At 70.6% G+C, this 25,257-nt stretch carries 21 protein-coding genes, 1 tRNA gene and 3 pseudogenes; 11 read left to right on the top strand and 14 right to left on the bottom strand.

The genetic code is table 11. From position 1 onward, the window contains the following. Window positions 1-8: 8 nt before the first annotated feature. Together AB0D27_RS23770 and AB0D27_RS23765 are read left to right on the top strand one after the other, a co-directional pair. Window positions 9-1,070, top strand: coding sequence for an NlpC/P60 family protein (locus tag AB0D27_RS23770; protein WP_362512112.1), 1,062 nt, complete (start codon window positions 9-11; stop codon window positions 1,068-1,070). A 52-nt stretch (window positions 1,071-1,122) separates the two neighbouring features. Further along, window positions 1,123-2,139: a hypothetical protein gene (locus AB0D27_RS23765; RefSeq protein ID WP_362512110.1), complete on the top strand. Its 1,017-nt coding sequence runs from the start codon at window positions 1,123-1,125 to the stop codon at window positions 2,137-2,139. Window positions 2,140-2,343: 204 nt separating this feature from the next. Here the strand turns inward: AB0D27_RS23765 and AB0D27_RS23760 are convergent, their stop codons facing one another. The 3 genes and pseudogenes from AB0D27_RS23760 to AB0D27_RS23750 all read right to left on the bottom strand — a co-directional run. After that, window positions 2,344-4,470, bottom strand: coding sequence for a 3-hydroxyacyl-CoA dehydrogenase NAD-binding domain-containing protein (locus tag AB0D27_RS23760; protein ID WP_362512107.1), 2,127 nt, complete (start codon window positions 4,468-4,470; stop codon window positions 2,344-2,346). Further along, window positions 4,467-5,693 carry an acetyl-CoA C-acyltransferase gene (locus AB0D27_RS23755; protein WP_362512104.1) on the bottom strand — a complete coding sequence of 409 codons (1,227 nt, stop codon included), beginning with the start codon at window positions 5,691-5,693 and terminating at the stop codon, window positions 4,467-4,469. The genes AB0D27_RS23760 and AB0D27_RS23755 overlap by 4 nt, the downstream gene beginning before the upstream one ends. A gap of 211 nt (window positions 5,694-5,904) precedes the next feature. Then, window positions 5,905-6,042, bottom strand: a pseudogene (locus tag AB0D27_RS23750) (LacI family transcriptional regulator); the annotation flags it as partial. A gap of 164 nt (window positions 6,043-6,206) precedes the next feature. Between AB0D27_RS23750 and AB0D27_RS23745 the strand changes: the two are divergent. After that, a pseudogene (locus AB0D27_RS23745) lies at window positions 6,207-6,389 on the top strand (carbohydrate ABC transporter permease); the annotation flags it as partial. A gap of 16 nt (window positions 6,390-6,405) precedes the next feature. Here the strand turns inward: AB0D27_RS23745 and AB0D27_RS23740 are convergent. The 3 genes from AB0D27_RS23740 to AB0D27_RS23730 all read right to left on the bottom strand — a co-directional run bounded on the left by AB0D27_RS23740 (window position 6,406) and on the right by AB0D27_RS23730 (window position 9,407). After that, window positions 6,406-7,683: a ribonuclease D gene (locus AB0D27_RS23740; protein WP_362512101.1), complete on the bottom strand. Its 1,278-nt coding sequence runs from the start codon at window positions 7,681-7,683 to the stop codon at window positions 6,406-6,408. 123 nt (window positions 7,684-7,806) lie between these two features. Then, a complete protein-coding gene (locus AB0D27_RS23735) occupies window positions 7,807-8,469 on the bottom strand; it encodes a response regulator transcription factor (RefSeq protein WP_055514175.1) in 663 nt (220 codons plus the stop codon). Between the two features lie 269 nt (window positions 8,470-8,738). Then, window positions 8,739-9,407 carry a DUF3000 domain-containing protein gene (locus AB0D27_RS23730; RefSeq protein ID WP_362512098.1) on the bottom strand — a complete coding sequence of 223 codons (669 nt, stop codon included), beginning with the start codon at window positions 9,405-9,407 and terminating at the stop codon, window positions 8,739-8,741. 145 nt (window positions 9,408-9,552) lie between these two features. On the opposite strand from AB0D27_RS23730, the gene hemE reads away from it, so the two are divergent. The 3 genes from hemE to AB0D27_RS23715 all read left to right on the top strand — a co-directional run bounded on the left by hemE (window position 9,553) and on the right by AB0D27_RS23715 (window position 12,156). Next, window positions 9,553-10,623: a uroporphyrinogen decarboxylase gene (gene hemE, locus AB0D27_RS23725; RefSeq protein ID WP_362512095.1), complete on the top strand. Its 1,071-nt coding sequence runs from the start codon at window positions 9,553-9,555 to the stop codon at window positions 10,621-10,623. A 422-nt stretch (window positions 10,624-11,045) separates the two neighbouring features. Continuing rightward, on the top strand, window positions 11,046-11,870 hold the full coding sequence (locus AB0D27_RS23720; protein ID WP_362512092.1) for a ZIP family metal transporter: 825 nt from the start codon (window positions 11,046-11,048) through the stop codon (window positions 11,868-11,870). Window positions 11,871-12,082: 212 nt separating this feature from the next. Next, window positions 12,083-12,156 (top strand) — tRNA-Met (locus AB0D27_RS23715). 562 nt (window positions 12,157-12,718) lie between these two features. Here AB0D27_RS23715 and AB0D27_RS23710 read toward each other — a convergent pair. Beyond that, window positions 12,719-13,705 carry a Dyp-type peroxidase gene (locus AB0D27_RS23710; protein WP_362512089.1) on the bottom strand — a complete coding sequence of 329 codons (987 nt, stop codon included), beginning with the start codon at window positions 13,703-13,705 and terminating at the stop codon, window positions 12,719-12,721. Between the two features lie 135 nt (window positions 13,706-13,840). On the opposite strand from AB0D27_RS23710, the pseudogene AB0D27_RS23705 reads away from it, so the two are divergent. Further along, window positions 13,841-13,987 (top strand): annotated as a pseudogene (locus AB0D27_RS23705) (LysR family transcriptional regulator); the annotation flags it as partial. A gap of 52 nt (window positions 13,988-14,039) precedes the next feature. Here AB0D27_RS23705 and AB0D27_RS23700 read toward each other — a convergent pair. Continuing rightward, on the bottom strand, window positions 14,040-14,672 hold the full coding sequence (locus AB0D27_RS23700; RefSeq protein ID WP_362512086.1) for a DUF1345 domain-containing protein: 633 nt from the start codon (window positions 14,670-14,672) through the stop codon (window positions 14,040-14,042). 294 nt (window positions 14,673-14,966) lie between these two features. Here AB0D27_RS23700 and AB0D27_RS23695 point away from each other — a divergent pair, with 294 nt between their 5' ends. Further along, window positions 14,967-15,122: a DUF6131 family protein gene (locus AB0D27_RS23695; RefSeq protein ID WP_362512083.1), complete on the top strand. Its 156-nt coding sequence runs from the start codon at window positions 14,967-14,969 to the stop codon at window positions 15,120-15,122. 232 nt (window positions 15,123-15,354) lie between these two features. On the opposite strand, the gene AB0D27_RS23690 is transcribed toward AB0D27_RS23695, so the two are convergent. Continuing rightward, window positions 15,355-16,173 (bottom strand): rhomboid family intramembrane serine protease, encoded by an 819-nt coding sequence (locus tag AB0D27_RS23690; protein ID WP_362512080.1) that lies wholly within the window; start codon window positions 16,171-16,173, stop codon window positions 15,355-15,357. Between the two features lie 151 nt (window positions 16,174-16,324). Between AB0D27_RS23690 and AB0D27_RS23685 the strand changes: the two genes are divergently transcribed. Continuing rightward, a complete protein-coding gene (locus tag AB0D27_RS23685; protein ID WP_362512077.1) occupies window positions 16,325-16,657 on the top strand; it encodes a hypothetical protein in 333 nt (110 codons plus the stop codon). A 73-nt stretch (window positions 16,658-16,730) separates the two neighbouring features. On the opposite strand, the gene AB0D27_RS23680 is transcribed toward AB0D27_RS23685, so the two are convergent. Further along, window positions 16,731-18,140 carry an FAD-dependent oxidoreductase gene (locus AB0D27_RS23680; protein ID WP_362512074.1) on the bottom strand — a complete coding sequence of 470 codons (1,410 nt, stop codon included), beginning with the start codon at window positions 18,138-18,140 and terminating at the stop codon, window positions 16,731-16,733. Window positions 18,141-18,167: 27 nt separating this feature from the next. Beyond that, window positions 18,168-19,133, bottom strand: coding sequence for a DUF4349 domain-containing protein (locus AB0D27_RS23675; protein WP_362512072.1), 966 nt, complete (start codon window positions 19,131-19,133; stop codon window positions 18,168-18,170). Between the two features lie 161 nt (window positions 19,134-19,294). Here AB0D27_RS23675 and hemG point away from each other — a divergent pair, with 161 nt between their 5' ends. Continuing rightward, complete coding sequence (gene hemG / locus AB0D27_RS23670) at window positions 19,295-20,863, top strand: protoporphyrinogen oxidase (protein ID WP_362512070.1); 1,569 nt, start codon at window positions 19,295-19,297, stop codon at window positions 20,861-20,863. Window positions 20,864-20,867: 4 nt separating this feature from the next. After that, window positions 20,868-21,599: a hydrogen peroxide-dependent heme synthase gene (hemQ, locus tag AB0D27_RS23665; RefSeq protein WP_362512068.1), complete on the top strand. Its 732-nt coding sequence runs from the start codon at window positions 20,868-20,870 to the stop codon at window positions 21,597-21,599. A 10-nt stretch (window positions 21,600-21,609) separates the two neighbouring features. Here the strand turns inward: hemQ and AB0D27_RS23660 are convergent, their stop codons facing one another. The 3 genes from AB0D27_RS23660 to AB0D27_RS23650 all read right to left on the bottom strand — a co-directional run bounded on the left by AB0D27_RS23660 (window position 21,610) and on the right by AB0D27_RS23650 (window position 25,089). Next, the gene (locus AB0D27_RS23660; RefSeq protein WP_362512065.1) at window positions 21,610-23,295 is read right to left on the bottom strand and encodes an alpha/beta hydrolase; all 1,686 of its coding nucleotides are present in this window, start codon (window positions 23,293-23,295) and stop codon (window positions 21,610-21,612) included. Between the two features lie 137 nt (window positions 23,296-23,432). After that, window positions 23,433-24,212 (bottom strand): TIGR04222 domain-containing membrane protein, encoded by a 780-nt coding sequence (locus AB0D27_RS23655; RefSeq protein ID WP_362512062.1) that lies wholly within the window; start codon window positions 24,210-24,212, stop codon window positions 23,433-23,435. Between the two features lie 109 nt (window positions 24,213-24,321). After that, window positions 24,322-25,089 (bottom strand): DUF4142 domain-containing protein, encoded by a 768-nt coding sequence (locus AB0D27_RS23650; RefSeq protein WP_362512059.1) that lies wholly within the window; start codon window positions 25,087-25,089, stop codon window positions 24,322-24,324. Window positions 25,090-25,257 lie beyond the last annotated feature (168 nt).

The raw sequence follows: 25,257 nt of genomic DNA, 5'->3' as shown, positions 1-25,257 counted from the left end.
TCGACCACATGCCCCCCAAGAAGAAACGCCCCGTCGTCCACGCCGTGACCGTGCTCGCGCTGCTCGGCGCCAGCGGCTACCTCACGGTGGAGCTGCGCAAGGACGAACAGGCCAAGGCGCCGTCGGTGCAGGCCGTCACGGACGAACCGAACCTGGAGTCCAGCACCGGACAGCAGGGCGGCAAGCAGACCTGGGAGCGACTGAAGAACCCGCAGCGCACGGTGCTGCGCGGCGCCAAGGGCCAGGTCCTCGCCACCTTCACGGACAACGCCCGCACCGCCACCCTGCGCGGCCCCTCCCGCACCTTCGGCGAGCCGGCCAACACCAAGTCCAAGGTGGTGACGGAGGACTGGGTACGCCTGATGCCGGAGCCGTGGACCAAGGGCTCCGAGAAGGAGAAGTGGTTCAAGGACTGGTTCAAGCAGAACTACGGCAGCCAGGAGGACGACATCTTCGCGTACGCCTTCCAGTACGTGCAGGGCGCTCCGGTGAAGAAGGACGACGAGGGCATCCCGTACGCGGGCGACGCGGTGTTCGGCCCGTTCAAGGCGGACGGCGTGGACCGCCTGGAGCAGAACGACTTCTACGACTACCTCGGCATCTCCTACACCTTCCGCAGCGGCACCACCTTGGCAGCGCGCAAGGAGCGCTACCGGGCGCTGGACTGCTCCGGCTTCATGCGGATGATCTGGGGCTACCGCGCCCGCTACCCGCTGATGGCCACGAACACCTCGGGCGACGGCCTGGCGCGCAGCGCCGACGGCATGGCCCGCTCGAAGACCGGCGTCGACATCATCAAGATGCAGGGCCCCTCGCCCTGGTACACACGCCCGAAGAACATCGACGTCCTGCAACCCGGCGACCTGCTGTTCTTCAAGATGGACCACCGCACCGGCAACCACATCGACCACGTGGCGCTGTACCTGGGCCTCGACACCGACGGCCACCGGGTCTTCGTCTCCAGCCGCAAGGAGGTCAACGGTCCGACCATGGGCGACCAGGGCGGCGTGTCCCGCATCGACGGCAACGGCTTCTACGCCGGCCTGTTCCGCAGCGCCAAGCGCCTGTGAGCGGGCGGGGGCGGGCCGCACCGAGCGTCCCGCCCCCGATTAAAGTGAACCGGTGAACGGCGACTGGCTCATACGCGGCCGCGACGGCAGGCTCTGCGCGTACCTGCTGTCGGCGGCCGCCGTCCAATGCCGGGCGGAGCGCGGACCCGGCGGCCCCTGGGACCCTCCGCGCACCGTGGGCGGCGACCAACGCCTGCACCCCGTACTCGCCGTGGGCCGGGGCCCCGACGGCTACGCCCATCTCGTCTCCTGGCGGCCCACGGTCCGCGACGAGTCGGGCCTCGTCCACTCCACGCACTTCCGGCCGCGCCTTGCCGCCCTTGACTGGAACCCCCTCGGGCACCCCGACAAGACGGGCGGCCGGACAGGCACCCCCGCCGTCGCGGTCGACGCCGAGGGGCGCGCCCATGTCTTCGTACGCAACAAGGGCGGCGGGGTGAGCATGCTCGCCCAGAAGGAGAAGGGCGGCTGGGACCCCTGGCGCGACCTCAAGGGGCGTGACGTGCAGGAGGACTTGGCGGCCGTGACCGGGGAGTGCGGACGCGTCGAACTGTACGCGGCCGTCCCGGGCGGCATCCTGCACTGGCGGCAGGAGGAGCCGGGCGCGCAACCCGTGCTCGAAGAGGCCTTGGAGACGCCGGTACGTCCGGGCACCCTGCGCGCGCTCGCGACCTCCCCCGGCTCCACCACGCTCTTCTTCACCGACGAGTCGGGTGACCTGTGCGCCTGGCGCCCCGGCACCAAGCCGGTAGCCCTCCTCGCCACCGCAGGGCCCGGGGCCGTGTCCGCCATCCGCTGTGAACTCGACGGTCACGACTGCACGTTGCTCGCGCAGCGTTCGGCGAGTGGACGGGTCGTCTTCGCCGCGTATCCGACCGAGGACGAGGCCGCGGGTGCCTGGTGGACGGAGTCGGGGCCGGGGCTCCCCGCCGACGCGCTGGTGTCGCTCGCCGAGGACGACGCGGGCCGGGTGGTCGCGGCGATCCTGCTCCCGTCGACCGGCGAGCTGCTCCTCACCCGCCGCAAGGACGAGCCGGGGCTCGCGCTGGAGGCATGGCGGGCAGTCTGAGGGAGGATTCATAGCCCGTCCGGCGTTTGAGGACGAGCGCGAAGCGCGATACGGGGGTCTGGGGGCGGGAGCCCCCAGGTACGGTGGGGGTCCCCCCGCTCGAGCGAAGCCGAGAGTGGGGGAGGGTAGGGGCGGAGGGGGCGAAACACCGGTACCCGGCACACCAGTTGGCGTGCCGGGCACCCGGCGTTCACAGCGGAGCGCTTACGCCGGGACGGAAGCCACGCCCTGCGAAAGGAACCGCTTCCCGTTCACCCGCTCGGAGACACCCTCGCGGTCCAGGTACGGCGTGATGCCACCCAGGTGGAAGGGCCAGCCGGCGCCGGTGATCAGGCAGAGGTCGATGTCCTGGGCCTCGGCGACGACACCCTCGTCGAGCATGAGCCCGATCTCCTGGGCGACGGCGTCGAGGACACGCGCGCGGACCTGCTCCTCGGTCAGGACGACATCGCCCTGCTTCAACAGGGCCGCAACCTCGGGGTCCAGCTCCGGCTTCCCGGAGTCGTACACGTAGAAGCCGCGCTTGCCCGCCTTGACGACGGCGGCGAGGTTCGGGGAGACCGTGAAGCGGTCCGGGAAGGCCCGGTTGAGGGTCTGAGAGACGTGCAGACCGATCGCGGGGCCGACCAGCTCGAGCAGGACGAGCGGCGACATCGGCAGACCGAGCGGCTCGACCGCCTTCTCGGCGACCTCGACCGGCGTGCCCTCGTCGATGACGTTCTGGATCTCGCCCATGAAGCGGGTGAGGATGCGGTTGACGACGAACGCCGGGGCGTCCTTCACCAAAACCGCCGTCTTCCTCAGCTTCTTGGCGACGGCGAACGCCGTGGCCAGGGAGGCGTCGTCGGTCGCCTCGCCCCGCACGATCTCCAGCAGCGGCAGGATCGCGACCGGGTTGAAGAAGTGGAAGCCCACGACCCGCTCGGGGTTCTTCAGCTTCGACGCCATCTCGGTGACCGAGAGGGACGAGGTGTTGGTGGCGAGGATCGCGTGCGCCGGAGCGACCGCCTCGACCTCCGCGAACACCTGCTGCTTGACGCCGATCTCCTCGAAGACTGCCTCGATGATGAAGTCGGCGTCGGAGAAGCCCTCGGCCTTGTCCAGCACACCGGTGACCAGGGCCTTGAGGCGGTTGGCCTTGTCCTGGTTGATACGGCGCTTGCCGAGCAGCTTGTCGATCTCGGCGTGGACGTAGCCCACACCCTTGTCGACGCGCTCCTGGTCGATGTCGGTCAGCACGACCGGCACCTCGAGGCGGCGCAGGAAGAGCAGCGCGAGCTGCGAGGCCATCAGGCCCGCGCCCACGACGCCGACCTTGGTGACCGGACGCGCGAGGGACTTGTCCGGCGCGCCCGCCGGGCGCTTGCCGCGCTTTTGGACCAGGTTGAAGGCGTAGATGCCGGAGCGCAGTTCGCCGCCCATGATGAGGTCGGCGAGCGCCACGTCCTCGGCGTCGTACCCCTTCTGCAGGTCACCGTCCTTGGCCGCGGCGATGATGTCCAGCGCGCGGTAGGCAGCCGGGGCCGCCCCGTGCACCTTGCCGTCGGCGATGAAGCGGCCCTTGGCGACGGCCTGGTCCCAGGCCTCGCCGCGGTCGATCTCGGGACGCTCGACCGTGATGTCGCCCTTGAGGACGGACGCCGTCCACAGCAGCGACTGCTCCAGGAAGTCCGCGCCTTCGAAGAGCGCGTCGGCGATACCGAGGTCGAAGACCTGCTGGCCCTTGAGCTGCTTGTTCTGGTTGAGCGAGTTCTCGATGATCACGCTCACCGCGCGGTCCGCGCCGATCAGGTTCGGCAGCAGCGTGCAGCCGCCCCAGCCCGGCACCAGACCGAGGAAGACCTCGGGCAGCGAGAAGGCGGGCAGGGCCTTCGACACCGTGCGGTACGTGCAGTGCAGGCCGACCTCGACGCCGCCGCCCATCGCCGCACCGTTGTAGTACGCGAAGGTCGGGACCGCGATGCCCGCGAGACGCTTGAAGACCTCGTGGCCGCCCTTGCCGATGGCGAGCGCGTCCTCGTGCTTCTTGAGCAGCTCGACGCCCTTGAGGTCGGCGCCGACCGCGAAGATGAACGGCTTGCCGGTGATGCCGACACCGACGATCTCGCCGGCCGCGGCCTCCTTCTCGACCTGGTCGACGGCGGTGTTGAGGTTCGCCAGCGAGGCCGGGCCGAAGGTGGTCGGCTTGGTGTGGTCGAAGCCGTTGTCGAGGGTGATGAGCGCGAAGCGCCCAGCGCCGTACGGCAGGTCGAGGTGGCGGACGTGCGCGGACGTCACGACCTCGTCGGGGAACAGCTCGGCCGCGCCCTTGAGGAGTTCGGTGGTGCTCACTTGTCGCCTCCGGCGTCCTTGTGGTGCGGGTTCTCCCAGATCACCGTGGCGCCCATGCCGAAGCCGACACACATGGTGGTGAGGCCGTAACGGACCTCGGGCTGCTCCTCGAACTGGCGGGCCAGCTGCGTCATCAGACGCACGCCGGAGGAGGCCAGCGGGTGACCGAAGGCGATGGCGCCGCCGTACTGGTTGACGCGCGCGTCGTCGTCGGCGATGCCGTAGTGGTCGAGGAAGGCCAGGACCTGGACGGCGAAGGCCTCGTTGACCTCGAAGAGGTTGATGTCCTCGATCGACAGGCCCGCCTTGGCGAGGGCCTTCTCGGTCGCCGGGATCGGGCCGTAGCCCATCACCTCGGGCTCGACGCCCACGAAGGCGTACGAGACCAGGCGCATCTTGACCGGCAGGTTGTTCTCGCGCGCGAAGTCTTCGCTGGCGATGATCGACGCGGTGGCACCGTCGTTCAGACCGGCGGCGTTACCGGCCGTGACACGGCCGTGGACGCGGAACGGCGTCTTCAGACCGGCCAGGTTCTCCAGCGTCGTACCCGGGCGCATCGGCTCGTCGGCGGTGACCAGGCCGAAGCCCGTCTCGCCGACCTCCGCGTTGGTGTTGCGCACCGAGATCGGCACCAGGTCCTGCTGGATCTTGCCGTTGGCGTACGCCTTGGCGGCCTTCTCCTGCGAGCGCACCGCGTACTCGTCGGCCCGCTGCTTGGTGATGTGCGGGTAGCGGTCGTGCAGGTTCTCCGCGGTCATGCCCATGAACAGGGCGGACTCGTCGACCAGCTTCTCGCTGACGAAGCGCGGGTTCGGGTCCACGCCCTCGCCCATGGGGTGGCGGCCCATGTGCTCGACACCACCGGCGATGACGGCGTCGTACGCACCAAAAGCGATGGAGCCCGCGGTGGCGGTGACGGCGGTCAGCGCGCCCGCGCACATGCGGTCGATGGAATAGCCGGGCACCGACTGGGGAAGCCCGGCGAGGATGCCGGCCGTGCGGCCCAGCGTCAGACCCTGGTCACCGATCTGCGTGGTCGCGGCGATGGCGACCTCGTCGATCTTCTTCGGGTCCAGGCCGGGGTTGCGGCGCAGCAGCTCCCGGATGGCCTTCACGACGAGGTCGTCGGCGCGGGTCTCGTGGTAGATGCCCTTCGGGCCCGCCTTGCCGAACGGGGTGCGGACGCCGTCGACGAAGACGACGTCCCTGACGGTACGAGGCACGATGGCTCTCCTCCAGATGCGGGATGGCACTGCTGCGATGCGCTGAGCGCGCGCTCAGAACCCATGCTACTCGCGGGTAATGTAAGTGCCCAGCCCCCCGGGCTGGAGCGGCGAACGTCACACACCGTCCCGCGGCTCGCAAGGCACCCGGCGCCGCAGGCTGGTGCCCACCCGTTCCGCCCTGCGGAACGCCCGTCCACAGCCGGGTCGACTACCCCCACGGCGGCGCCATAGACCCCCGAGGCGTCAGAACCGGCGCAGGTACCGGATGCGATCCGGGCCCCTCCCCGGTGATCACGCCGAACAACGTACGCGCCACCACCGCCCCGAATCCGTGCACGTCATGGCTCGGTCAGCACGCTCACCACGCCGGAGATGAAACTCCATGTAGGACGGTTCGAGCCCGAGCAGTTTCGCGGGGCGGCAGATAGCGAGTCCCACACGTCGACTCGCCGGCTCGACAGCGACCGGGCGGTGAGGTCGGGCGCCCAGCCCAGCTCGCGGGCCGCCTCGTTCCTGTACATGCCGTCCGAGGATCTTGGCGTGATCTCGACGTCGTTGTTCCGCTTCCGGGGTCCGTTCGGCGCGCACTGGGAGACGATCTCGGCCGGGGCGGTGCTCGTCATCCTCCCGACGGAGATCGTCTTCCTGTTCCTCCAGCGCTTCTGCAACGGGTTCACGCGGGGCGTGGACCAAGTGAACGGGGTGAGGTTCAGGCCTTGGTCGCCGTCAGGGCGGCCACCAGCATGGGCGTGACCTGCTCGACCTGCCAGGGGCGTGCCCCGCAGCCGGTGAGGGCCGCAGCGACCGAGTCCGCGTCCGGTGTGGCGGGCGGCTCCCAGCACACGCGCCGCACGGTGTCCGGCGTGATCAGGTTCTCCTGCGGCATGGCCAGCTGCTCGGCGAGCGCCGACACCGCGGCGCGCGCGGCGGAGAGCCGGGCGGCGGCGGCCGGGTCCTTGTCGGCCCAGGCACGCGGCGGCGGGGGCCCGGTCACCGCCTGGCCCGGCTGGGGCAGCTCGGAGTCCGGCAGCGCCTTCGCACGGTCGACGGCGGCCTGCCACTGCTCCAGCTGGCGCCGCCCCATGCGGTGCCCGAAGCCGTTCAGCGCGGCGAGAGCGTGCACATTCGCGGGCAGGGCCAGCGCGGCCTCGACGATCGCCGCGTCGCCGAGCACCTTGCCCGGAGAGATGTCCCGGCGCTGGGCGACCCGGTCGCGGGTCTCCCACAGCTCCTTGACGACCCCCATCTGCCGGCGGCGGCGCACCTTGTGCATCCCGGAGGTACGGCGCCAGGGGTCCTTGCGCGGCGGCGCGGGCTCGGCCTGCGCGATCGCGTCGAACTCCTGCTGGGCCCACTCCAGCTTGCCCTGCCGGTCGAGTTCCTTCTCCAGGGCGTCGCGCAGGTCGACGAGGAGTTCCACGTCGAGCGCGGCATAGCGCAGCCACGGCTCGGGCAGCGGACGTGTCGACCAGTCGACGGCGGAGTGCCCCTTCTCCAGTACGAAGCCGAGGACGCTCTCGACCATCGCGCCGAGGCCCACCCGGGGGAACCCGGCGAGGCGTCCGGCCAGCTCGGTGTCGAAGAGCCGGGTCGGGATCATGCCTATCTCGCGCAGACAGGGCAGGTCCTGGGTGGCCGCGTGCAGCACCCACTCCACTCCGGAGATCGCCTCGCCGAGGCCCGACAGGTCGGGGCAGGCGACGGGATCGATCAGCGCGGAGCCGGCGCCCTCGCGGCGCAGCTGCACCAGATAGGCGCGCTGGCCGTATCGGTACCCGGACGCGCGTTCGGCGTCGACGGCTACGGGGCCGGATCCGGCGGCGAAGGCGGCGATCACCTCGGCGAGCGAGGCGTCGTCGGCGATCACGGGCGGAATGCCGTCTCGGGGCTCAAGCAAAGGGATCGGCGCCGTTTCGACGTCGTCCGGAGGGCCGCCTCCGGTGGTTCGCAGTGAGCTGTCTGCTGCGGTCTCTTGGGCGTCGGTCACCTGTCAAGGGTATCCGTGTATGGACAACGCCCGCCGACGGAACGTTCCGTCGACGGGCGTCTGAGGGTCGTAAACCAGTCAGGTCAGTGAAAGATCGCGTTCACGAACGGGCGGGCGGGGGTCTCAGTGGATGATTCCGGTCCGCAGGGCCACCGCCACCATCCCGGCGCGGTCGCCCGTGCCGAGCTTGCGGGCGATGCGGGCGAGGTGGCTCTTGACGGTCAGCGCGGACAGGCCCATGGAGACGCCGATGGCCTTGTTCGACTGGCCCTCCGCGACCAGTCGAAGGACCTCGACCTCTCGTCCGGACAGCTCGCGGTAGCCACCCGGGTGGCTCGGGGAACCCGGGGGGCGGCGGTGCATCCGGGCGGCGGCCGAGCCGATGGGCGCGACGCCGGGGCGGGTGGGCAGTCCGACGTTCGTACGGGTGCCGGTGACGACGTAGCCCTTGACGCCGCCCGCGAGGGCGTTGCGTACGGCACCGATGTCGTCGGCGGCGGAGAGGGCCAGGCCGTTGGGCCAGCCCGCGGCTCGGGTCTCGGACAGCAGGGTCAGTCCACTGCCGTCGGGCAGGTGGACGTCGGCGACGCAGATGTCGCGCGGGTTGCCGATTCGGGGACGGGCCTCCGCGACGGACGACGCCTCGATGACGTCACGCACTCCGAGCGCCCACAGATGGCGGGTGACGGTGGAGCGGACCCGGGGGTCGGCCACGACCACCATGGCGGTCGGCTTGTTCGGGCGGTAGGCGACCAGGCTTGCGGGCTGCTCGAGGAGAACGGACACCAGGCCTCCTGGGGGGCGGGACGGGGGCCGGCTCTGGGGATGGAGCCGGGACGAACCGTGCTTTCAAGGTCACAGACGTCTTCGGCACCAAACCCGTCCTCCTTTAGAGAATGATCACGATTTGGTGAGTAACAATCCGTGCAATTCGGACACGCGATCGATCATCCGAAGATCGAACCGAGTCGCTCCGCGTCAATACGCGGCCGAAAGTGGCCGTATCGACAAAGAACCGGTAAGAATCGCGCGTCGTCATGCGGTGTCCCGGACGCTCAGCGGGACTGTGGGCCCCGGCGCTGAGGAAGGGTGACCACCGACGCGTCGCCCGGGGCCGCCGGCGGGAGCCCGGCGACCTGGCACAGCAGATCGCACCAGGCCGCGAGGTGCGCGGCCGTGTCCGGGACGCCGCCCAGGCCCTCCCGGGGCGTCCACGACGCCCGGATCTCGATCTGGGAGGCGGCGGGCCGCTCCGCGAGGCCGCCGAAATAATGCGAGCTCGCGCGGGTGACAGTGCCGCTCGCTTCGCCGTACGACAGACCGCGGGCCTGCAGCGCGCCGGTCAGCCATGACCAGCAGACCTCGGGGAGCAGCGGGTCGGCGGCCATCTCCGGCTCCAGCTCCGCGCGGACCAGGGTCACCAGACGGAAGGAGCCCTGCCAGGCGTCGTGTCCCGCAGGGTCGTGCAGCAGCACGAGGCGGCCGTCGGCGAGATCCTCGTCGTCGGCGACGACCGCGGCCTCCAGCGCGTACGCGTACGGGGCCAGCCGCTGCGGCGGGCGCGTCGGGTCGATCTCGATATCCGGCCGCAGCCGCGCGGCCCTCAGCGCGTCGACGGCCGCCCGGAAGGGCAAGGGAACCGAATCCGTCGCATCCCCGTCCCCCTCCTTCGCCTCGTCCATTCCGCCAGCGCCGTCCGACAGTCGTCCCTGAGCCGCAGCCATGCGGGGAAGATTAAGGGGAACTGACGCTCCGTGCAGGGAGAGACACCCGTGCGCCGGACCACTGTCCGGATCGCGCCGCGCCGACGAGCCCCCGGGCGCCCCCTGCGCGCCTGGAGCGTCGGCGGGTCGTGCGAGACTTTCCGGCGTGAGTGCCAACGATCGCCGCCCCTCGGGCCAGCAGCCGACAGCCACGTACGAGTCCGCCTTCCTCAAGGCGTGCAGGCGCGAGCCCGTGCCGCACACGCCGGTGTGGTTCATGCGGCAGGCCGGTCGCTCGCTGCCCGAGTACCTCAAGGTGCGCGAAGGCATCCCCATGCTGGAGTCGTGCATGCGGCCCGAGCTGGTCGCCGAGATCACGCTCCAGCCGGTGCGCCGGCACAACGTGGACGCGGCGATCTACTTCAGCGACATCGTCGTACCGCTGAAGGCCATCGGCATCGACCTGGACATCAAGCCCGGCGTCGGCCCCGTCGTCCAGAACCCGATCCGCACCCGCGCCGACCTGGCCCAGCTGCGCGATCTGACCCCCGAGGACGTCGGTTACGTCACCGAGGCCATCGGCCTGCTCACGGCCGAGCTCGGTGCCACCCCCCTCATCGGCTTCGCGGGCGCGCCTTTCACCCTCGCGAGCTACCTCGTGGAGGGCGGGCCGTCCAAGAACCACGAGCACACCAAGGCGCTCATGTACGGCGACCCGCAGCTGTGGGCCGACCTGCTCGACCGTCTCGCCGAGATCACCTCCGCCTTCCTGAAGGTGCAGATCGAGGCGGGCGCGAGCGCCGTCCAGCTCTTCGACTCCTGGGTCGGCGCCCTGGCACCCGCCGACTACCGCCGCTCGGTGATGCCCGCGTCCGCCAAGGTCTTCGAGGCCGTGGCGTCGTACGGCGTCCCACGCATCCACTTCGGTGTCGGCACCGGTGAGCTGCTCGGCCTCATGGGCGAGGCGGGCGCGGACGTGGTCGGCGTCGACTGGCGCGTGCCGCTCGACGAGGCCGCCCGCCGCGTCGGCCCCGGCAAGGCCCTCCAGGGCAACCTCGACCCGGCCGTCCTGTTCTCCACGACGGACGCGGTGCAGGCCAAGACCCGCGAGGTGCTCGACGCCGCCGCCGGTCTCGAGGGCCATGTCTTCAACCTCGGCCACGGCGTCCTGCCGACGATGGACCCGGACGCGTTGACCCGCCTCGTGGAGTACGTGCACACCCAGACGGCCCGGTAGTTCACCAGCGGGGACGCGCCTGCCTGCCCCGCAGCAGGCGGCGCGGCTCGGATGGGGGCGGCGTGCACCGGCCTTCGGATACAGCACCAGACAGCAGCCGAGGCCCCCGGCGATCGCTCCCGAGGCTCCGATTGGCGTGCTTCCGATACGCGCGTGCGCGGCGCTTGAGCTGCGCGTCACCCTCGATCGGGTCCCGGCGGCTTTCGCGGCTTTCGGTGAGGCCGTCGGTATGGAGGGAGCAGCAGGCATGGCCGCGTGCATCCGTAATCTCGGCAGCGCGGGACGGCGAGGGCGTCTGACCCGCAGGGGCGTGAGAAACGAGGAGCGGGGGAGGTATTACCTGCGCTTGGTTGTTAGGTAAGCCTAACCTGTCTTATGGTCTGCTCGCGTTTACGTCCTGCTTATGCCTGCTCGGAGCTCCCATGTCCTCATCGCAGATCGCCCTGCTCGGTGCGATCGCCGGCTTCACCATCTACCTCGGTCTGCCGATAGGGCGGCTCAAGAACCCCGCCCCGCGCTTGCGAGCCGGACTCAATGCGGTCGCCATCGGCATCTTGGTCTTCCTGCTGTGGGACGTACTCAGCGCTGCTTGGGAGCCCACCGACGCCGCCCTGAGCGACCACGCCTGGGGCACCTCACTCACGGGTGGTCTCGCCCTGGCCGCAGCCCTGGCCGCCGGACTGGCCGGGCTCGTCTACTGGGACCGCTTCATGGCGCGCCGCCAGAGCCCTGGCCGCCCCCACGGGCCGGGCGCTGCCGCCGCCACCGAACTGTCTCGGCCGACCCGCTCCCAAGCCGGTGGGCTCGCGCTGATGATTGCCACCGGTATCGGTCTGCACAACTTCGCAGAGGGCCTGGCCATCGGTAACTCCGCCGCCACCGGCGAGATCTCCCTGGCCGTCCTGCTGATCATCGGCTTTGGCCTGCACAACGCCACTGAAGGCTTCGGCATCGTCGCCCCACTCGCCGCCGACGGCCAACGGCCCTCCTGGAGTCACCTGGCTCTGCTCGGCCTCATCGGTGGCGGCCCCACCTTCGTCGGCACCCTGGTCGGCCAGCATCTGGTCAACGACACCCTGTCCATCGCATTCCTCGGGCTCGCCGCCGGCTCCATCCTCTACGTCGTCATCGAACTCCTGGCCGTCGCACGCCGCACCGGCATGAAAGAGCTGACCACCTGGATGATTCTGCTCGGCCTGCTCCTCGGCTTCGCCACCGACGCCGTGGTCACCGCCGCCGGCGTGTAACCCAGCCTTCGCGGGCTTGGGCGCAGGAGTCGCCGGAGCGCAAAGCCCGCCGCGTCTGAGGCCGTTGAGACAGGGACCGGATGAGCGGATGCGGAGCTTTAGGTCACCCGATCCGTCCGACACCGCACGGCGTCTCTGTCCTCGGTATTGCCCCCGTGAGCAGACGGTGGTCTCCGGCGCACGCTGTGATGGCGTACGGTGGGGTTTACCGACGCGGGGTGGAGCAGCTCGGTAGCTCGCTGGGCTCATAACCCAGAGGTCGCAGGTTCAAATCCTGTCCCCGCTACTCATGAAGAGGGCCCGGATCCATGCGATCCGGGCCCTCTCGCATTCCTGGGGTGATCTCTACTTCCGGCTCCTGCCCGGCAGGGATGCCCGGGCACCGGGCAATCTGCGGCGAGACGGGCGGGGTGAGCGGCCGATAGCTGGCTGTTGCGACCACCAGCGGGCTCTGGCAGCGATCACGGGGAGCCGTCACGGCCCGTGAAGGGGCTGTTCGATTCCAGGCCGTGAGCCGGGGTACGCGCCCCGCCGTGATCCACTAGGCATGACGCTCCGTCATATTCTGGTGAAGGCCTGGTGAACCGTCCCGTCGGCGTCGACGCTCAGGACATGAACCGTGACAAAACCGCCTGGCAGGACGTGCTGTTCCAGGGCTTCGAGGTACTGGCCACCAGGGCGGTGCACGGCCGATGCGGCCGCAGGCTGGACACGAGCCCGCGTCGCGACGGCCGCTCAGTCGCATCACGATCCCGCACGCGCGGTAGCGGTCATGCACACGGGTCCGGATCTTCCGCCGGCCGGGGACGCGGTACGGATCCTGCTCTTGGTGAGGCGCTTCGGGTCGATCAGACTTCCTTGAGGCTGCCGATTCCCAGTGAGTCGTCCGCTGCCTTCGCCGTGCCGCCGGGAGCGGCGGGAGGGTCGTCGAGAAAGGTGACGGTCGGCACGTGGAACAGGCATCCGGTGATCGCGGTCGAGAAGTCGAGGATGCGATCGTGCACGCCCGGACGGTCGCCGAGGAACATGTTCCTCAGCATCTCCTCGGTCACGTCCGGGGTACGGGCGTAGCCGATGAAGAACGTGCCGAACTCGCCCTCTCCGACGGTGCCGAACGGCATGTTCTCCCGCACGATCTTGCGTTCGGTGCCGTCCTCGTCGGTGATGATGTTGAGTGCTACATGGGAGTCGGCGGGCTTGACGTCGTCGGGGAGTTCGACGTTGGCCAGCTTCGTCCGCCCGATGACGTTCTCCTGCTCGTTCGTCGGCAGGGCGTTCCATGCCGTCAGGTCGTGCAGGTACTTCTGGATGATCACGTAGCCGCCCCCCTTGAAAGCGGGGTCCTCGTCGCCGATGAACACGGCTTCGGCCGCGAGCCGTCCTTCAGGGTTCTCGCTGCCGTCGACGAAGCCGAGCAGGTCGCGCTCATCGAAGTACTTGAAGGCATGTACTTCGTCGACCACCGTGACCGCGCCGCTCAGCCGTTCCGCGATCAGCCGGGCCAGTTCGAAACACAGGTCCATGCGGCGGGCACGCACGTGGAACAAGAGGTCTCCCGGCGTGGAGGGGGCCCGGTGACGCTCACCGGCCAACTCCACGAACGGATGCAGTTCCTGTGGGCGCGGCCCGCTGAACAGCCGGTCCCAGGCCGCCGATCCGATGCCGACGACGCAGCTGAGCTCGTCGTCGGGTGCGCGGAAGGCGACCGAACGCCGCAGGCCTGAGACGTCTTCCAACAGACCGCGAACCGTCTCCTCGTGGCCTGGCGTGATAGCGACCACGAGAAACACGGTTGCTCTGGCCGGCGGGGCGATCACGGCCTGCGACTCAATCACGAGTGGGCCTCCTCATGAGATGCGGAAGTATCCGTCGTGTGCGGGACGGTCGGTCCCTCTTGCCATCCTGCTTCGTCCCGGGAGAAAACGCGCGAGAACGAGGCGTGACGGGGCAGAGACGGGGCTCGCGCCAGGGGCGAGCGCATCGTGGTGCAGGCGCAGCGCATCGTGGCCGACCGCGACGCCCTCTAGGACGTGGTCGGTGCCCTGCGCACCGGCCTGAGTGGCCGGATGCGGATCGGTGCGGCGCTCCCCGAGTCCGGTGACGTCTCCCTGTTGACGGACCAGATATGCGCGGGAAGGCTCCCGGGACTGGGTGGCCTGTTGAGTGCCGTCAGCCGCTGACGATTCCCACGACGAGGTTGATGGCGGTGGCGAGAATGCCGGTGCCGAAGACGTAGGACAGCAGTGCGTGCCGTAGCACGATCGCGCGGATCGTCGAGCTCGAGACGTCAGTGTCGGACACCTGATAGGTCATGCCGAGGTTGTAACTGAAGTAGAAGAAATCCCGGTACGCCGGCGGGTGGTGCGAATTGAAGTCGATCCCGCCCGCGGCCTCGTAGTACACGCAGGCGTAGCGGGTGGCGTACATCAGGTGCAGCGCGGCCCAGGCCACGAAGACCCCGCACAGGGCGGTCGCGGCCGCGGCGTGGCCGTTGTCGGACTTGCCGTGCAGGAGCAGCAGCACGATGGCGAACAGTCCGCACAGAGCCACCGCGACCACCACGAGTTCCTCGGTGACGGGCCGGAAGTCCTCACGCCGCGCATTGCGGTGGGTGGCCGTGGCGTCCATCGGCCACAGCACTGCCCAACCCGCCAGAACGAAGCACGTTTCCGTCGCGGCGATCCCGGCCAGCACGCCCAGGCCCCCGTCGGTCGGCAGCCCGACGGCCACGCCGACCGCGGCTCCAAGGACCACGGCGCCGGCGAGTCGGGGCACGGCATCCAGGGGCAACCAGGTCCTCATGCGCCACCACGGTAGTCCCGTTGTCGCCGATCAGCCCGGTGGAGTCCGACGCGCCGGAGACGGCGAGGGCCCGGCTCGATTCAACGATCGCGAACCCGACAAACTCCGCGTCGAACGTCCTGCTCCTGCCTGCATCACGAACGAGAGCGGGGTGAGCGCGAGCAGCTATGCAGCGCGGATGGATGAACCCACTGCACGGGCGGTCACTGACAACGCGGTTCCCGCAACCCGCGTTAGGAGTCGCCGTGTAGTGGTACAGGGATGGACGAGGGGGGTTCATTGCGGGAGGTCGCAATGCTTGTCCTCGGCGTCATTCTGCTCGTGATCGGTTTTGTCACGGGCATCAGCATTCTTTGGACGATCGGCATCATCCTCGTAGTCATCGGACTCGTCCTGTGGATCCTCGGGTCCGTCGGACACAGTGTCGGCGGTCGCCGTCACTACTGGTGACTGAACGCTTGCGGCGGTGCGTGGCCACCTGGGGTGAGCTGGGGCCAGCGGGCCCGCACCGCCGAAGGCGAATCTGTCCGGCCAGGACCGCACCCGGCGCTCTTGCAATCGCAAATTTGAGTGCGGTAGTTAAGGCTTCCCGCCTCGTCCTCAGCCAGATTCACCGTCCTGGTGCTCACTGGGCCGTCGCCGGCCCTTCCGAGCTCTCCTGCCCAGGTCTGCCCTGGTGTCCTCACCAGCTCGGCCGCGCCCGCCTTCCCCACTGCAGGCCACGTGGTTCCGGCGGCGGCGGGGTGCCAGGGCGCAGTGGCCAGGCGAGCAGCATGCCGACCACGAAGCCGACGACATGCGCCGCGTACGCCACGGTGCCCGCGGTGGAGACGCCCTCGCCGGAGGAGTACAGCGCCTGGAGCGCGAACCAGAAGCCCAGCACGAGCCAGGCGGGCAGCCGCAGCGGCAGGAAGATCAGGAACGGCACGAGGACCCACACGCGGGCCTTCGGGTACAGCACCAGGTATGCGCCGAGCACTCCGGCGATCGCCCCGGAGGCGCCGATCAGGGGGTCGCTCGAGTTAGGGTTCGCGAGGGCGAAGCCGTAGGCGGCCGCGTAGCCGCATACGATGTAGAAGAGTGTGAACCGCACATGCCCCAGGCGGTCCTCGATGTTGTTGCCGAAGATCAGCAGGAACAGCATGTTGCCCAGCAGGTGCAGCCAGCTCCCGTGCAGGAACATCGCCGTGAACACCGAAAGCGGCGGCGACTTGTCGTAGTGCGGGGGCGCGACCACACAGCCCGGCCCATGCGCCCCGACACCGACGTCACCCGTCGGCACGAGGCGCGGCATCTGGTCGTGGATCAACTCCTGCGGCACGGCGGCGTAGTGCTCCAGGAACGCCTGCAGATGACACAGCTGCGACAGCCCGCTCTCGCCTGCCACCGACCCCGCGAGGCCGGGCGTGAAGAGGAACACCAGGACGTTCGCGGCGATCAACGCGTACGTCACATAGGGCGTACGACGCAACGGGTTCACGTCATGGACGGGAATGACCACAAGGAAGTAGTGCCCGCGATGCGCTCGACGAATCCGCGCCACCAGTGGTGCCCCGCTTCGGTGAACGCCTCCGCGCCCCCGTGCGTATGTCTCCTCAACCGCCCGCGCCGCGACGAAGACGCGACGCGAGGAAGACGTGAGGACACAGGCGATGAACGACCGAGTTACTCCTGCGATGCACGCTCTGCCCGACGGTGAGGCGGAGGTCGCCCTGGTGCTCCACCTGCCCTGGGAGGACGTCGCCGCGCTCGGCCAGGAGGCGGGCCGGCTCGCGGCGCGGATGCAGCGGCCGGTGACGCTCGACGAGGCCGTCAGCCATCGGCTGCGGTCCGCCAGGCCGGCGGCTCACGCGAAGCCGGCGCAGTCACCGCCCGCGGTCGCCGCGCCGGCGTCCGTCTCCTCGCTGCCCGCGCGGCCGCCCGCCGAGCAGGCGCGTCAGGCCATCGACCGGATCAACGGGACCGCCGGGCACGAATCCGCGTAGGCGCGCCGCGGGACTCGCGGTCGGCTGTTGACCGCGGGGCGTTCATGGCTGGTCGCGCGGTTCCCCGCGCCTCTTACGGGGCGCTCGCCCGCATCTTCGTGACTGCTTTGCGGGCCGCCACCAGGATCGGGTCCCAGACCGGGGAGAACGGCGGTGCGTAGCCGAGGTCCAGGGCTGTCATCTGTTCGACCGTCATGCCCGCGGTCAGCGCCACCGCGGCGATGTCGACCCGCTTCGCCGCACCTTCGCGGCCGACGATCTGCACGCCGAGCAGCCGCCCCGTGCGGCGCTCGGCGAGCATCTTCACCGTCATGAGGGCGGCGTTCGGGTAGTAGCCCGCGCGGCTCGTCGACTCGATGGTGACGGTCTCGAACTGGAGGCCCGCCCGGCGCGCGTCCTTCTCGCGCAGGCCGGTGCGGGCGATCTCCAGTTCGCAGACCTTGCTGACCGCCGTACCGACGACTCCCGGGAACGTGGCGTATCCGCCGCCCACGTTGGAGCCGATGACCTGCCCGTGCTTGTTGGCGTGCGTGCCCAGCGCGATGTGCCGCTCGCGCCCCGAGACCAGGTCGAGCACCTCGACGCAGTCGCCGCCCGCCCAGATGTTCTCGTGGCCGCGCACCCGCATCGCCAGGTCGGTGAGCAGTCCGCCGTGCTCGCCGAGGGGCAGTCCGGCGGCCCTGGCGAGCGTCGTCTCGGGGTGCACGCCGATGCCGAGCACGACCACGTCCGCCGGGTACTCGGCATCCTCCGTGGCGACCGCGCAGACCCGGCCGTCCTCGCCGGTGAGGAGCTTGGTGACCTCGGCGTCGTCGACCATGGTGATGCCCATGCCCTCCATGGCCGTGTGCACCAGCCGGCCCATGTCCGGGTCGAGCGTGGACATGGGCTCCTTGCCACGGTTGACGACCGTCACCTCGTACCCGCGGTTGATGAGCGCCTCGGCCATCTCCACGCCGATGTAGCCGGCGCCCACGACCACCGCGCGGCGGGCCTTCGTCGCCGCCAGCGTGTCCAGCAGGGCCTGGCCGTCGTCCAGGGTCTGCACGCCGTGCACGCCCGGCGCGTCGGCGCCCGGCAGATCGGGGCGGATCGGGCGCGCGCCGGTCGCGATCACGAGTTTGTCGTACGACGTCCACGCCTCGGCTCCCGTTTCGAGGTCCCGGGAGCGCACCCGGGTGCCGGTGACGTCGATCTCCGTGACCTCCGTGCGCATCCGCAGGTCGATAGCGCGTTCTCGGTGCTCCTCGGGCGTCCGCGCGATCAACCGGTCGCGCTCGGGGACCTCGCCGCCCACCCAGTACGGGATGCCGCACGCCGAGTAGGAGGTGAAGTGGCCGCGTTCGAACGCCACGATCTCCAGCTCGTCCGGCCCCCGCAGCCGGCGCGCCTGTGACGCGGCGGACATGCCCGCCGCGTCACCGCCGATCACGACCAGTCGCTCCATCGCCCTGCCAGTCCCGCTCGTACGGCTTATGCTCATACGAACACGCTACGGGGGCCCGGCAGGTCAGTCGTCCTCACCACCCTGCGCGCCCTCCCCGCGCACGGGCGGGGCCACCGGAGCCGGTCCCGTGGCGGCCGGGGCCGGGCGGCGCGGCAGCCGGGGCCGGACCAGTCGCAGCCACACCAGGACGATCAGCGCCGCACCCACCGCGAACGGGAGCACCGCGCCGAGCGCCAGCGCGAGCCAGCGCAGCATCGTCACCAACACATGCCAACCACCCGTGAGCGCGTCCACGAAGCCGGGGTCCTCGTCCCGCTTCTCGGCCTTCTTCACCGGGGTCTCGGACAGCGAGAGGGTGATCGTGGCGAGGCTGGTGCGGTCCTTCAGGGACGCCTGCTGGGCGAGCAGCGCCTCCAGGTCGGACTCACGGCTGCTCAACTCCCCTTCCAGAGTGACCACATCGCTGAGCTTGGTCGCCCGGTCCATCAGTTCGCGGACCCGGGCCACGCTGGCGCGCTGGGACTTGATCCGGCTCTCCACGTCCACGACCTGGTCGGTGACGTCCTGCGCCTTGGCCGCCCGCTCGACGACCTTGCCCGTGCCCTCCAGGTCGGCGAGCACCTGGTCGTACCGCTCGGTGGGCACGCGCAGGACGACGCGGGTCCGCTCGTGGCCCAGCTCGTCGCGGGTGGTGGTCTCGTTGCCGACGTAGCCGCCCGCGTCCTCGGCGGTGGTGCGGGCGTCGTCCAAGGCCTTGGGCACGTCCTTGACCTGAACGGTCAAGGAGGCGGTGCGGATGATGCGGCTCGCGGTGACCTTGGGCGGCGCAATGGCCTTGGAGCCGCTCGATGCGCCGCTGCCCGCGGCGCCGGGGTCCGCCTTCGGGGCGGCCGCCTTGTCGTTGGAGCCACCGCCCGAGTCGCTGGACGCCGAGTCGCCTGCGCCGCTGCACCCCGCCAACGCCAGGGCGGCGGCGAGGAGGATTCCGGCCAGGGCCTGAACCGGTCGTAGGGAACGTCGTGTGCGCATGTGGGTCTACCCCCCGAGGGTCGTGTCGACTTGACGCTCCTTCGACGCCCGGGCGGGTTCGGAGGTTGGCCCGATCCGGTCGCGATGCGGTCACGGTCGGGACTCGTAGGGGACACCGGACTCCTGGTGGGAGTGTCAGAGGGGTCTGAGAAGGTGGAGGCATGCGCGAAGAGGACACTCGTACGGGTACCGGACACGTCGTGGTCATCGGCGGCGGGATCGCGGGTCTGGCCGCCGCCCACCGGCTGCTGGGCCGCGGCGCGCGCGTCACCGTGGTGGAGGCGTCGGACCGGGTCGGCGGCAAGCTGCTGCCCGGCGAGATCGCGGGCGCCCGGGTGGATCTGGGCGCCGAGTCGATGCTCGCGCGCCGCCCCGAGGCGGTGGCTCTCGCCCGCGAGGTCGGCCTCGCCGGGCGTCTGCAGCCGCCCGCCACCGCGACGGCCTCCCTCTGGACGCGCGGCGCCCTGCGCCCCATGCCCAAGGGCCACGTCATGGGCGTCCCCGGCAGTGCGTCCGCCCTCGCAGGCGTCCTCTCCGAGGAGGGCCTGCGCCGCATCGAGCGTGACGCGGAGCTGCCCCCCACGGAGGTGGGCGACGACGTGGCGGTGGGGGAGTATGTGGCGGCCCGCCTCGGCCGCGAGGTCGTCGACCGCCTCGTCGAGCCCCTCCTCGGAGGTGTCTACGCGGGCGACGCCTACCGCATCTCCATGCGCCTGGCCATCCCCCAGCTCTTCGCCGCCGCCCGCACCCACACCTCCCTCACGGCGGCGGTCCGCGAGATCCAGACCAAGGCAGCCACGGCCCAGCAGACCGGCCCGGTGTTCATGGGCATCGAGGGCGGAGTGGGCCAACTACCGCTCGCGGTCGCGGAATCGGTGAGGTCTCGCGGCGGCGAGATCCTGACCGGGCTGCCGGTGAAGGAGCTGCGCAGAGCCGAGGGCGTGGACGGCCCTTCGGCAAGGGGCGAACGCCCGTCCGACGGCGGCCCCGGGGTCCCGGGCGGCGACAGCCCGCTGTCCGCGACACCTTCCCGGGCGGCGCATCCGCACACGGGCTGGCGCGTGGTCGCCGAAGGCCGCGTCCTGCACGCCGATGCCGTCGTCCTCGCGGTGCCCGCCCCGGTGGCCGCGGCGCTGCTGCGTGCCGAGGCGCCCACCGCCGCGGTGGAGCTGGCCGCCGTGGAGTACGCGTCCATGGCGCTCGTCACCCTTGCCTACCGCGGCCCTGACATCGCCCTCCCCGAAGGGAGCGGTTTTCTGGTGCCGCCGGTCGACGGGCACACCATCAAGGCGTCCACCTTCGCCTCCCAGAAGTGGGGCTGGATCGCCGAGGAGAACCCCGGCCTGCTGGTGCTGCGCACCTCCGTCGGGCGGTACGGCGAGACGGAGGTGCTCGCTCGAGAGGACGCCGACCTCGTGAAGGTGTCCCAGCACGACCTGCGGGAGGCGACCGGTCTCGACGCCGACCCCGTGGCGACCAGGGTGACGCGGTGGGACGACGGGCTGCCGCAGTACCCCGTCGGGCACCACGCGCGCGTGGCCCGCGTCCGGGAGCACGTCGCCAAGCTCCCGGGCCTCGCCGTGTGCGGCGCGGCATACGACGGGGTCGGCATCCCCGCCTGCATCGCGAGCGCGTACGCCGCCGTGGACCGGCTCGGCGGCGACAGCGGCGGCCTGGATGCGCTGAGGGCCAACCCGGTGCAGAGCTTGCACGGCGGAGCGGGAGAATAGCCTCATGAGTGACGACGCCCCCACCACCGAGTCCGGCAGGATCCCGAACAAGGGCAAGCTGGCCAAGGACCTCAACGAGGTCATCCGCTACACGCTGTGGTCCGTCTTCAAGCTGAAGGACGTGCTCCCCGAGGACCGCGCGGGCTACGCCGACGAGGTCCAGGAGCTCTTCGACCAGCTCGCCGCGAAGGACGTCACCGTTCGCGGTACGTACGACATGTCGGGCCTGCGCGCCGACGCCGACCTCATGATCTGGTGGCACGCCGAGAGCGCCGACCAGCTCCAGGAGGCATACAACCTCTTCCGGCGCACCAGGCTGGGCCGTGCCCTGGAGCCGGTCTGGTCGAACATGGCGCTGCACCGGCCCGCCGAGTTCAACCGCGCGCACATCCCGGCGTTCCTCGCCGACGAGACGCCGCGGAACTACATCAGCGTCTACCCGTTCGTGCGCTCCTACGACTGGTACCTGCTGCCCGACGAGGACCGCCGCCGCATGCTCGCCGACCACGGCAAGATGGCCCGCGGCTACCCGGACGTACGCGCCAACACGGTCGCCTCGTTCTCGCTCGGCGACTACGAGTGGATCCTCGCCTTCGAGGCCGACGAGCTGTACCGCATCGTCGACCTCATGCGCCACCTGCGCGCCTCCGAGGCCCGGATGCACGTCCGCGAGGAGGTCCCGTTCTACACCGGGCGCAGGAAGGAAATCGGCGAACTGATCGCGGACCTCGCCTGATCAACCCCGATCAGGGCGCCTGCCGGACGCTCTTCGAGTTCTCCGAGTGCGCGGAGCTCTTCGCGCTCTCCGGTCCCTTGGCGGCCTGCGGAGCCTTCGTACGCCCGCCGGACGCCGCCGGCTCGGGCTCCGCGTGCGGCGCGCACACCGCGCGCCGCTCGGGGAGCCGGCCCTCCAGCAGATACGCGTCGAGGTAGCCGTTGACACAGCGGTTGGGCCCGCCCGCGATGCCGTGCGTTCCGGCGTCCTCCTCGGTCACCAGTACCGAGCCGTACAGCCGCCGCCGCAACTCCAGGGCCCCGTCGTAGGGAGTGGCCGCGTCCCGGTCGGCCGCCAGGATCAGGGTCGGCGGCAGCGCCCCGGGCAGCGTCCGTACGTCGAGGGGCCGCTGCCGCGGCGCGGGCCAGTACGCGCACGGCAGGTTCATCCACACGTTGTCCCAGGTCTCGAACGGCGCCACGCGCGCCAGCCGCGTGTTGTCGCGGTCCCAGGTGCGCCAGTCGGTCGGCCACGGCGCGTCGTTGCACTCGACGGCCGTGTACACCGCGTTGCTGTTCTCCGCCTCCGCGGCTGCCTCCGGATGCGGACCGGCGATCTTGATCAGCGGCTTGGGGTCGCCCTTGAGAAAGGCGGACAGCGCCAGGGCCCGCTGCGGCCAGTAGTCGTCGTAGTAGCCGGCCTCCAGGAACGCGCTCTGCAACTGCCCCGGCCCCACCTTGCGGCCCGCGGGTGAGGCGGCGAGCTGCGCCCGCGCCTTCTCGTAGCTGCGCAGCACCTCTTCGGGCGTGGCACCGAGCCCGTACACCTTGTCGTGCTTGGCGATCCACGTGCGGTAGTCCGCCCAGCGGCCCTCGAACGCGACCGACTGGTCGAGGTTGTTGCGGTACCAGATCTGGTCGGGCTCGGGGTTCACCGCCGAGTCGAAGACCATCCGGCGTACGTGCGAGGGGAAGAGCGTGGCGTACAGGGCACCGAAGTAGGTCCCGTACGAGGCGCCCATGAAGGTCAGCTGCCGCTCGCCGAGCGCGGCGCGCAGTACGTCCAGGTCGCGGGCGTTGTTGAGCGAGTTGTAGTGGCGCAGGGCGCTTCCCGAGCGCCGGGCGCAGCCGCGCGCGTACGCCTTCGCCTCCGCGATGCGCTCCTTCTTGTACGACTCCGAGGGGGAGGTCGGCGACTGGGAGGGCCCCCTCAGAAAGCGCTTGGGATCCTCGCAGGACAGCCGGGCGGAGCGGTCGACGCCGCGCGGGGCGTAGCCGACGAGGTCGTAGGCCGCCGCGATGCGCTTCCACTGGGGGAGGGAGCCGATCAGCGGGAAGTGCATGCCGGAGGCGCCCGGGCCGCCGGGGTTGTAGACGAGGGCGCCCTGCCTCGGCACCTTGTGCTTCGAGTTCTTCGTGTCCTTGCCGGTGGCCTTGACGCGGCTGACGGTCAGCTTGATCTGCCGGCCGTCGGGGCGGGCGTAGTCGAGGGGCACCGTGACCGTGCCGCACTGGAGGCGGCGCGGCATGTTCTGCTCTTTCGCGCAGTGGCCGAAGTGGATGCCCGCCGCCTCGGCACGCTGGGCGGCCACGGCGGTGCCGAGCGTCTCGGCGGAGCCGACCGGATCCGGCCAGATCGGTTCGGCGCCCGACGGAGCGGCGACGAGGGCGGTCAGGAGCAAGGACCCTGCGGTTCCATAGAGGACGGCAGCTCTCATCGCGTATCCCTTCAGCGCACGGCAGCGACAAAAGGGATGTTTCGTTCGACGGTTGGCGAAGTAAAGCACATGCCGCCGGTGTCGGCCCCAATGACTCCGATGCGCCCCCTCGGGCGCCCCTCAGCCCCCCTCGCGGGCTACTGGCCCTTGGTGCTGCGGTCGCGGTGGGTGAAGGCCGCGCGCAGGTCCGGTTCGCCGATCGCGCGGATGCCGCGTACGGCGACGGAGGTGAGGTACCTGCGGTCGTCGGCGGCGTCGTCGGTGTGCCGGGCGAGGGTGCCGAGCAGCCGTTGGCCGGCCGGGGATGCCCAGCGTGTGTACGGGTGCACCTCGATCCGGGCGATGGCGAGGCAGCTGAGCGTGAGGACGAGCGGGAGCGTGAACCAGACGGCGACCGGGACCGCGTTCCCGGTGGTCTGGGCGGGCAGCAGCAGGGCCGCGGCGCCCAGCGCGACGACGGCCGCCGCCGCGGCCTGGACCTGGCGGACGGCGCCGGCGACGGTGGTGCGGGCGCCGTCGGGGACGGCGAGGCCCGCGGCGACCAGCCGGTCGGCGAGCCCGCGTACGGACTCGGCAGCGGCCGTGGTCGCCCGTACCGGCGCTATCCGGGACTGGCCCTCCGGGCCGATGGCTCCTATGACGGAGCGCTCCATCTCGTCGCGTCCGCGCGGGTCCACGACGGTGGCCCAGCCGGTGTGCGCGAGCAGCAGCCGGCGCTGGCGGGCCATCGAGACCAGGGTCAGATCGGCGACCCGGGCCGGGCCGCCGGACAGGAACGCCGCCTCGTACAGCGTGAGGTCGTGCCCGCGCGCCGCCTCCGCGTCAACGGCCGCCGCGCGCACGGCGGCCAGGCACAGCCGGGTGCAGGAGGTGCCGGCCGCGGCCCAGGCGAGGAGCAGGAGAAGGACCCAGAACATGGCATTTTTCTATGCGAAGGGCCGGGCGGGCGCCATGGTTTGTTCACTATATGGACGGAGCGTTGTCGGTATGTGACGTTCCGCTTTCTCTCGTGAGGCTCCTGTGGGGCTAAGGAGTCGAGGAGGCCTCGGGGCGCGAGGCGGCCGGCGGGAGCGGGTAGCCCGGCGAGTCAGTCACCGGGACCGGGGAGTCCGGGTCCTGCGTCGGGCCAGGTGGGGCCGGGGAGTTGGTGAGGGGCGGCGGGCTCGCGGTGGCCGCGTCCTGGGCGAGGGCGTCGAAGTCGACGTATCCGGTGGCTTCCAGAACCTTGATGTGGTCGAGCACGGTGGTGTTCGCGTCGTCGGCGAGGTCGCGTACGAGCGAGTTGCGGGTGCCGGCGCGGACCTGGGCGACCACCGAGAAAACCTTCCCGTGGGCCTTGCGCAGGATGTTCGCGAAGTCGCGGTCGTATTCCGTGCCGTGCGCCGCGTCGAGCGTGGCCAGCCACTGGCGCTGCTGCGGGTTGGGCTGGTCGGGCAGCTCCAGGCCGAGCCGGGCCGCGACATTGCGGACACGGGAGTCCAGGAACGTGTGGCCCTCGACGAGGTGCTCACCGGCCGTCCGTACGGCCTGGGTGGTGCCGCGCTCCTGGGCCTGCTGGCCGGCGGGCAGCTCCCAGAGCCCGGCCAGCCGGACCTTGGTGATGAACTCCCGGTCCAGGGCCGACAACGGTCCGAACTGGGTCGAAACGGTCTGCGCGTTCAGGGTGTCCAGGCCGGTCCCGGAGCGGTCCGCGTACGACCAGATCGGAAAGACCAGTGCGACGAGGGTCGCCGTGAGGCCCGTGACGATGAGCCCTGTCCCACTGACCAATCCGGTGCGGTTGATGGATCGCATGGTGCCTCCTGTTGCGGCACCGCACGCTAGTGCGCTTCGGGTGCGGGTTGGCATATTACTGCGGGCGCTACGCCAACTGCCGTACCCGAAGAAGGGTTTGAGTGGTGGGTGGAAAGCGCCGGATACGGTAGTTCGTGCGTACGGCATTCCATGCGAAACGCGACGAAA

This window comes from Streptomyces sp. NPDC048415 (assembly GCF_040651675.1).
Classification (GTDB): Bacteria; Actinomycetota; Actinomycetes; order Streptomycetales; family Streptomycetaceae; genus Streptomyces.
Note: the sequence above shows the minus strand (reverse complement) of the source record. Positions and strands in the feature narration are given on the sequence as shown.

Excerpts from the sequence above, each read along its gene's own strand:
- AB0D27_RS23770 (WP_362512112.1), top strand. The coding sequence starts at position 9 with ATGCCCCCCAAGAAGAAACGCCCCGTCGTCCACGCCGTGACCGTGCTC.
- AB0D27_RS23730 (WP_362512098.1), bottom strand. The coding sequence starts at position 9,407 with ATGGCTGCGGCTCAGGGACGACTGTCGGACGGCGCTGGCGGAATGGAC.
- AB0D27_RS23720 (WP_362512092.1), top strand. The coding sequence starts at position 11,046 with ATGTCCTCATCGCAGATCGCCCTGCTCGGTGCGATCGCCGGCTTCACC.
- AB0D27_RS23700 (WP_362512086.1), bottom strand. The coding sequence starts at position 14,672 with ATGAGGACCTGGTTGCCCCTGGATGCCGTGCCCCGACTCGCCGGCGCC.
- AB0D27_RS23695 (WP_362512083.1), top strand. The coding sequence starts at position 14,967 with ATGCTTGTCCTCGGCGTCATTCTGCTCGTGATCGGTTTTGTCACGGGC.
- AB0D27_RS23685 (WP_362512077.1), top strand. The coding sequence starts at position 16,325 with ATGAACGACCGAGTTACTCCTGCGATGCACGCTCTGCCCGACGGTGAG.
- AB0D27_RS23680 (WP_362512074.1), bottom strand. The coding sequence starts at position 18,140 with ATGAGCATAAGCCGTACGAGCGGGACTGGCAGGGCGATGGAGCGACTG.
- AB0D27_RS23675 (WP_362512072.1), bottom strand. The coding sequence starts at position 19,133 with ATGCGCACACGACGTTCCCTACGACCGGTTCAGGCCCTGGCCGGAATC.
- hemG (WP_362512070.1), top strand. The coding sequence starts at position 19,295 with ATGCGCGAAGAGGACACTCGTACGGGTACCGGACACGTCGTGGTCATC.
- hemQ (WP_362512068.1), top strand. The coding sequence starts at position 20,868 with ATGAGTGACGACGCCCCCACCACCGAGTCCGGCAGGATCCCGAACAAG.
- AB0D27_RS23660 (WP_362512065.1), bottom strand. The coding sequence starts at position 23,295 with ATGAGAGCTGCCGTCCTCTATGGAACCGCAGGGTCCTTGCTCCTGACC.
- AB0D27_RS23655 (WP_362512062.1), bottom strand. The coding sequence starts at position 24,212 with ATGTTCTGGGTCCTTCTCCTGCTCCTCGCCTGGGCCGCGGCCGGCACC.
- AB0D27_RS23650 (WP_362512059.1), bottom strand. The coding sequence starts at position 25,089 with ATGCGATCCATCAACCGCACCGGATTGGTCAGTGGGACAGGGCTCATC.